Source organism: Streptomyces sp. CBMA123 (assembly GCF_014596465.1).
Classification (GTDB): Bacteria; Actinomycetota; Actinomycetes; order Streptomycetales; family Streptomycetaceae; genus Kitasatospora.
In genome coordinates, this window is the sequence record NZ_MECK01000269.1 from 1 (window position 1) to 7,053 (window position 7,053).

7 protein-coding genes are annotated in these 7,053 nt (G+C 73.5%); 2 read left to right on the forward strand and 5 right to left on the reverse strand.

Going from position 1 to position 7,053, the window contains the following annotated elements; translation table 11 throughout:
* From BG452_RS26615 to BG452_RS26625, 3 genes are all read right to left on the reverse strand, one after another.
* Positions 1 to 663, reverse strand: a 663-nt coding sequence (locus tag BG452_RS26615; protein WP_188306893.1) for an NADH-quinone oxidoreductase subunit C, incomplete at its 3' end; no start/stop codon positions are given.
* On the reverse strand, positions 660 to 1,295 hold the full coding sequence (locus BG452_RS26620) for an NADH-quinone oxidoreductase subunit B (RefSeq protein WP_188306894.1): 636 nt from the start codon (positions 1,293 to 1,295) through the stop codon (positions 660 to 662). The genes BG452_RS26620 and BG452_RS26615, both read right to left, overlap by 4 nt.
* Positions 1,286 to 1,702: an NADH-quinone oxidoreductase subunit A gene (locus BG452_RS26625; RefSeq protein ID WP_188306895.1), complete on the reverse strand. Its 417-nt coding sequence runs from the start codon at positions 1,700 to 1,702 to the stop codon at positions 1,286 to 1,288. The genes BG452_RS26620 and BG452_RS26625 overlap by 10 nt, the downstream gene beginning before the upstream one ends.
* A 338-nt stretch (positions 1,703 to 2,040) precedes the next feature.
* On the opposite strand from BG452_RS26625, the gene BG452_RS26630 reads away from it, so the two are divergent.
* Positions 2,041 to 3,210 (forward strand): sensor histidine kinase, encoded by a 1,170-nt coding sequence (locus tag BG452_RS26630; protein ID WP_188306899.1) that lies wholly within the window; start codon positions 2,041 to 2,043, stop codon positions 3,208 to 3,210.
* 125 nt (positions 3,211 to 3,335) lie between these two features.
* Here the strand turns inward: BG452_RS26630 and BG452_RS26635 are convergent, their stop codons facing one another.
* Positions 3,336 to 4,433, reverse strand: coding sequence for a S1C family serine protease (locus tag BG452_RS26635; protein ID WP_223242761.1), 1,098 nt, complete (start codon positions 4,431 to 4,433; stop codon positions 3,336 to 3,338).
* A gap of 280 nt (positions 4,434 to 4,713) precedes the next feature.
* Between BG452_RS26635 and galE the strand changes: the two genes are divergently transcribed.
* The gene (galE, locus tag BG452_RS26640; protein ID WP_188306897.1) at positions 4,714 to 5,700 is read left to right on the forward strand and encodes a UDP-glucose 4-epimerase GalE; all 987 of its coding nucleotides are present in this window, start codon (positions 4,714 to 4,716) and stop codon (positions 5,698 to 5,700) included.
* Positions 5,701 to 5,732: 32 nt separating this feature from the next.
* Here galE and BG452_RS26645 read toward each other — a convergent pair.
* The coding region (locus tag BG452_RS26645; RefSeq protein ID WP_188306898.1) for a PQQ-binding-like beta-propeller repeat protein at positions 5,733 to 7,053 on the reverse strand (1,321 nt) is incomplete at its 5' end.

Consider the following 7,053-nt stretch of genomic DNA (forward strand, 5'->3'; position numbering starts at 1 on the left):
CCGGGGCGTGCGCGCCGCCGCCCCGGCCGCCCGCGCACCGCGCGCGGGCCGCTCGGCGACCGGCGGCAGGGTGCCCTTGAGCGGGCCCCACTCGTTCGGGTCCGGCACACCGGCCGGCTGCATCTTGCGCCGGGCGGGCCCGTCGCCGTGGTCCGACTCGCCCGGCTCCTTGGCACCCGGCCAGGCCTTGGCGACCCGCGCCGCGAGCACGAACTCCTTGCGCAGCGGGTGCCCCTCGAAGCCGTCCGGCAGCAGCAGGGTGGCCGGGTACGGGTGCCCGGGGAAGTCGATGCCGAACATCTCGTGGGTCTCGCGCTCGTGCCAGGCCGCCCCGGCGTACACCGTGACGGCGCTCGGCAGCGCGGCCCTGTCGCGCGGCACCCGGGTGCGCAGCGCGAGGTGCCGTACGCCCGGTGCCTCGGCGGCGGCCAGGTGCGCGACCACGGAGAAGCCCTCGGCGAGTTCGTCCACGGCGCTCAGCCAGTCGAAGTAGCGCAGGCCCAGGACGTCCCGGGCGTGGGTGAGCGCCTCGGTCCAGCGCTCGGCGGGCACGTCGACGGTGATCAGCCCGTACGCCTCGGCGCCGGTCGCCCACTCCCCGACCGACGCCGCGTACTGCTCCGCCGTGAGCGTCTCGACAGGTGGCTCGCTGCGCTCGCTCACGACACTCCTCCATCGGTGGCAGGCCCCGCCACCAGCGGCCGGCGCAGCGCCGCGGCGGGCGCGGTGTAGCGGCCGGGCAGCGACTCGGCGGCGATCTTCTCCTGCAGCTTGAGGATGCCCTGGAGCAGCGCCTCCGGCCGGGGCGGGCAGCCGGGCACGTAGACGTCGACCGGGATGATCTGGTCCACGCCCTTGGTGACGGAGTAGGAGTCCCAGTAGGGCCCGCCGGAGTTGGAGCAGGCGCCGAAGGAGATGACGTACTTCGGCTCGGGCATCTGCTCGTAGAGGCGCTTGACGGCGGGCGCCATCTTGTCGGTGACCGTCCCGGAGACGATCATCAGGTCCGCCTGGCGGGGACCGGGCGCGAACGGGATGACGCCCATCCGGATGAAGTCGTGTTTGGCCATGGACGCGGCGATGAACTCGATCGCGCAGCAGGCCAGGCCGAAGTTGAAGCACCAGAGGCTGTAGCGGCGCCCCCAGTTGAGCACCACCTTGACCGGGTCGGGCGCGAGCCGGGCGAGCGGGCCGATGCCTCGGCGCTCGACGGCGCCGGGGCGGGCCGGGTCCGGCAGGCCGAGCGGGACGGGACCGTCCTGGGCGCCGTGCGCGTGGGTGTGGGTCATGTCCATTCCAGAACGCCCTTTCTCCAAGCGTAGAGCAGTCCGACCGCGAGGAAGCCGATGAAGAGGAACATCTCGATCAGCGTTGCCGCACCGTACCCGGCCGTGGCGAAGACGGTCGCCCACGGGAACAGGTAGATCGCGTCGACCGCGAAGATCACGTACAGGAAGGCGTACACGTAGTAGCGGACCTGGGTGTGCGCCCAGTCCTCGCCCACCGGGTCGACCCCGCACTCGTAGGTGAGGAGCTTCTCGGGCGAGTACACCACCGGCCGCAGCAGGCGGTTGGCGGTGAACGCCACGGCCACGAAGAGCACCCCGATGACGGCCAGCAGGCCCATCGCGGCGTACGCGTCGAAGTAGCCGCTGCCGACCGCCGGGTCGGCAGCGACGGCAGCCGCCTGCTGGCCCTCCATGCCTTCGCCTCCACCTCGGCCGCGGACCCCGCCCTCGGGTCGGTTCCACGACGTTCACTCACACGGTCTTAACCATGGCCAATGCGTGAGTCTAAGGGGACGCCTCGACTCCTCCCGAAACCCGCCCGCTCCGCAAGACGTCCGGTGGACACCCGGACGAACCCCGGGAGGCCCCGCCGGGGGTGGGGTTAACCCCCGCTCGGGAAGATGTATCACCCCCATGGCACATCCCCGCCCCGGTTCGGGATGCTGGGGTCCGCCAGCTCGAACGAGGGACGGATGATCCGATGAAGCTGCACCGCCGCGCCGTCGACGCCATCAAGGAGCAGGACGCTCGGATGGAGCGCCCGCCGCTGTACGGCGCGCGGATGTGGCGTCAGGTCGGACAGCTGATGCTGAACCTCCCGCTGGGCATCGCCGGCTTCGTGCTGTCGGTCACCGCGCTCTCGGTCGGCCTCGGCCTGTCCATCACGGTGATCGGCCTGCCGGTGCTGGCCGCCGGGCTGGCCGGCTCCCGCGCCCTGGGCGCCCTGGGCCGCCGCCGGGCCCGCTCGGCGTACGGCTCCCGGATCGACGAGCCCCAGCCGGTGCAGCCGCGCCGCCCGGGCATGGTCGGCTACACCATCGCCCACCTCACCGACCTGCTGAACTGGCGGTCGGCGCTCTACAACGTGCTGATGCTGCCCTGGGGCATCCTGAGCTTCACCCTGGCCCTGACCTCGGTGATCGCACTGTGGCCGGTGCTTCCCGTGATCGTGCGGGCGATGGCCGCGGCCGACCGGATCCTGATCGAGTCGCTGCTCTTCCCCGGCGCGCTGGCCGAACGGGTGCGCGAGCTGGAGGACGACCGCGGCACCGTGGTCGACACCGCCGCCGCCGACCTGCGCCGGATCGAGCGCGACCTGCACGACGGCGCCCAGGCCCGCCTGGTGGCGCTGGCGATGGACCTCGGCATGGCCAAGGAGCGGCTGCGCGAGGTGGAGAGCCAGGACGACATCGCGGTCGCCACCCGGATGGTCGACAACGCGCACGGCGAGGTGAAGCTGGCCCTGCAGGAACTGCGCGACCTGGCCCGCGGCATCCACCCGGCGGTGCTCACCGACCGCGGCCTGGACGCGGCGCTGTCCGCGGTCGCGGCCCGCTGCACCGTCCCGGGCGGGGTCAGGGTGAACGTCGACCTGGCCGGGCCGGACGGCGAGCCCGAGCGCCCGGACTCGGCGGTCGAGGGCATCGCCTACTTCACCGTCAGCGAGCTGCTGACCAACGTCTCCAAGCACGCGGGCGCCGGCACCGCCTCGGTCGACGTCTGGCGCTCGGACAACCAGCTGATGGTGCTGGTCCAGGACGACGGCAAGGGCGGGGCCGCCGCCTACCCGGGCAGCGGCCTGGCCGGGCTGGCCGAGCGGATCCGGGCGGTGGACGGGGTGTTCCTGGTGGAGAGCCCGGACGGCGGCCCGACCACCGTCACCGTCGAGCTGCCCTGGCGCACCCGCACCGCCCGCCGCTAAGCCCCGCACACCGCGCAAGGGCGCCGGGTCCTCGTCGAGGCAGTGGACGAGGACCCGGCGCCGGTCCGGCGCGGCGGCCGGCCCGCGGCACCCTTGCGCGGTGTGCGGGCCGGCGCTCGGGAGGGCTAGGAGGTGCTCTCCAGTGTGCCGAGGGTGACGTCGGCGGTCTTGCCGTTGCCGTCCCTGGTGTAGGTGACGGTGACCTTGGTGCCCGGGGTGAGCGAGGCCAGCGCGGTGGTGAGCGCGTTCAGCGAGTCGACCGCGCTGTCGCCGATCTTGGTGATGACGTCACCGGCCTGGAGCCCCGCCGAGGCGGCCGGACCGCCCTGGCTGACCGTCACGATGACCGCGCCGGCCGGCTGGAACTGCTGGTTGAAGCTGGTCCGGGCGGTGATGCCGAGCGCGGCCCGGCCGGAGTTGGTGACCTTGCCCTGTTTGATCAGCTGGTCGGTGATGCTGGTGATGGTGGACGCCGGGATGGCGAAGCCGATGCCGGGGGCGGCCGCGCCGTTGGTCTGCGGCTCGGTCGCGGCGAGGGTGTTGATGCCGATCACCTGGCTGTCCAGGTTGACCAGCGCGCCGCCGCTGTTGCCCGGGTTGATCGCGGCCGAGGTCTGCACCATGTTGCCGATGGTGGCGCCCGGCGAGCTGCCGCCGCGGGGCTCGGAGACGGTCCGCCCGGTGGCCGAGACGATGCCCTGGGTGACGCTGCCGGAGAGTCCGAGCGGGCTGCCCATGGCGAGGGTGATCTGGCCGAGCTGGACCTTGCCGGAGTCGCCGAAGCTGGCCGGCTTGAGGCCGCCCGGCGAGTTGCTGAGCTTGATCACCGCGAGGTCGGAGTCCGGGTAGCTGGCGACCAGGGTGGCGTCCAGCGACTTGGTGGAGTTGGCCAGCGTGACGGTGAAGGTGGTCGCGGTGCCGACCACGTGGGCGTTGGTGACGATGTCGCCCTTGTCGTCGTAGACGATCCCGGAGCCGAGGCTGTCGCCGGTGGTGATCTGGACCACCGAGGGCAGCACGTCGGCGATCACCTTCTGGTAGGCGTCCTGGAGCTGGTTCTCGCCGCCCGGCTGGGCGCCGGGGGCGGAGGAGGCCTGCTTGGTGCCGGAGGAGCCGACCGACGGCGAGGAGGCCTGGGCGGAGGACGAGGAGGACGAACTGCTGCACCCGGCCAGCGCCAGCGCGAGCGCCGTCACCGCCGCGACCGCGCCCGGCGCGACCAGCCGCCGGTGCGCCGCCCTGGGGCCGGTCGGCCGGGGGCCGGCCGGCAGCGGGCGGTTGTGTTCCTTCGTTCGGCTCACCTGGCTGCCTCCGATTCGTCCCCACGCCGAAGGCGCGGGCATGAGAACACGGGAATCTTTGTCAGCATTTCACCGATTTGTCCGTTTTGCTGACTCGACTCGCCCGCGGCCGGTGCCCGAAATCGAACGCCCAGGGCCCGTCTTCGAACCCCCGCCTCCGGGGGGACGACGGGAGTTCGAAGACGGACCCTAGGATTGCCGCATGACTTGGTTGATCACCGGCGGTGCCGGATACATCGGTGGGCACGTCGTCCGCCAGCTGCTCGACGCCGGTGAGCGCGTCGCCATCCTGGACGACCTGAGCACCGGCGACGCCTCCCGGGTGCCGGCCGGCGTCCCGCTGATCGAGGGCTCCACCCTGGACCGCGCCGTCCTGGACGCCGCGATCCGCGAGCACGGCATCGAGGGCATCCTGCACTTCGCCGCCAAGAAGCAGGTCGGCGAGTCGGTCGAGCAGCCGTTCCTGTACTACCGGGAGAACATGATCGGCCTGCAGACGGTCCTGGAGGCCGCGGCCGAGGGCGGCGTCAAGCGCTTCCTGTTCTCCTCCTCCGCCGCCGTCTACGGCATGCCGGACGTCGACCTGGTCACCGAGTCCACCCCCTGCGCGCCGATGAGCCCGTACGGCGAGACCAAGCTGGCCGGCGAGTGGCTGGTCGCCGCGGCCGGCAAGGCCCACGGGATGTCCACCGTCGCCCTGCGCTACTTCAACGTGGCCGGCGCCGCCTCCCCCGAGCTCTCCGACACCGGGGTGTTCAACCTGATCCCGATGGTCTTCGAGCGGCTGACCGCCGGCGAGGCCCCGCGGATCTTCGGCGACGACTACGCGACCCCGGACGGCAGCTGCGTCCGCGACTTCATCCACGTCTCCGACATCGCCTCGGCCCACGTGGCCGCCGCCAAGCGGCTGGCCGCCGACCCGGCCGGGGAGACCTCGCTGGTGCTGAACATCGGCCGCGGCGAGGGCGTCAGCGTCAAGGAGATGATCGAGGTCATCGGCAAGGTCACCGGCTACGACATGACCGCCGACGTGACCCCCCGCCGCCCCGGCGACCCGGCCCGGGTGGTGGCCGCCGCCGACCTGATCCACCGCGAGCTGGGCTGGAGCGCCTCCCACGACGTGGCGGACATGGTCTCCTCCGCGTGGGACGGCTGGTGCAGCCGCCACCCCGGGGCCCGCAAGGCCTGAGCCGACCCCTTCCGGCGGTGTCCGCCCCGCTCTCAGCGGGCGGGCACCGCCGTGCCGTAGAAGGCGTCCAGCGCGTACACGCAGCGGTCCTTGGAGCCCACGAAGACCCGCCCGCCGACCGCCACCGGGGAGCCGGTGAGCTCGCCCTTGGTGCCCAGCTCCCAGCGCAGCTGACCGGTCGCCAGGTCCAGGGTGTGCAGCGAGTGGTCCCGGCTGCCCAGGTGCACCAGGCCGTCGGCCACCGCCGGGGAGCCGACGATCTCGCCGCGCGCCGTGTAGCGCCAGCGCTCCCGGCCGGTCGCCGCCTCGAAGGCGTACAGCACCTCTCCGCTGCCCACCAGCACCATGCCGTCCCCGACCACCACCGGCTCGGCGCCCTGCCGGCTGCCGGTGACCCCGCGCCAGCGGTCCAGGCCGGTGGCCGCGTCCAGCGCGTAGACCGTGCCCAGGTAGTCGGCCACGTAGACCGCGTCGCCGTCCAGCGCCGGCGGGGTGAACAGCACCACCGGGGCGTCGAAGCGCCAGCGTTCCGCCCCGCTGGCCGCGTCCAGCGCGTACACCCGGGTGCCGGCCGTCACGTACAGCACGCCGCCGCGCTCGACCGGGTGCGCGGGGACGTCCTCGCCGACCTGGAAGGACCAGCGCAGCCCGGCGCCGCGCGGATCCACGCAGCGCAGCCGTCCGGCGCCGTAGTAGTAGGCCGCGCCGGCCACCAGGACCGGGCCGGACTGGGGGTTCTCGTAGTCCTGCTGGGCGTCGTCGGCGCGCCACAGCTCGGCACCGGTGGCGGCCGCGCGCAGCTGGACGCCGCCGCCGCGCACGCCGCAGCAGAGCACGCCGTCGGCGGCGGAGAGCGAGTAGACCCAGCCGTCCAGCGAGGTGCGCCAGCGCTCGGTGCCGTCCGCGACGTCCACGGTGTACAGGTGGGGGCCGTCGGCGGCGTGCACCCGGCCGGCGTCCACGGCGAGCGCCCAGGCGACGTCCCGGGTCTTGTAGCGGCGCTCGCCGGAGGCGATGTCCAGCGCGTGCACCTCGAAGCTGGAGACGAAGAGCGTGCCGTCGGCGACCACCGGGGTGCCCCAGACGTCGTTGGACATCCGGAACCGCCAGGGGCGCCAGCGGGCGGCCGAGGCCGGAGCCGGAGCCGGGGAGTGCATCGGGGCCGGGACCGGGGCCGGCGGCGGGGTCGGGGCCGCGCGGCGGACCCAGTCGGTGGTGGCCGGAGCGGTGCCCGGACCGGGCTGCTCGTGCTCGGCCCGCGGCCCCGGGCCTATCCGCACCGAGGCACCGGACAGCTGCACCTCGACGGCCATCCCGCCGGTGGGCGCGCGGTGCTTGTTCTTGGACGGGATC

Bases quoted from the DNA above. Each gene is read 5' to 3' on its own strand.
- BG452_RS26620 (WP_188306894.1), bottom strand. From the start codon at position 1,295: ATGGACATGACCCACACCCACGCGCACGGCGCCCAGGACGGTCCCGTC.
- BG452_RS26625 (WP_188306895.1), bottom strand. From the start codon at position 1,702: ATGGAGGGCCAGCAGGCGGCTGCCGTCGCTGCCGACCCGGCGGTCGGC.
- BG452_RS26630 (WP_188306899.1), top strand. From the start codon at position 2,041: ATGGAGCGCCCGCCGCTGTACGGCGCGCGGATGTGGCGTCAGGTCGGA.
- galE (WP_188306897.1), top strand. From the start codon at position 4,714: ATGACTTGGTTGATCACCGGCGGTGCCGGATACATCGGTGGGCACGTC.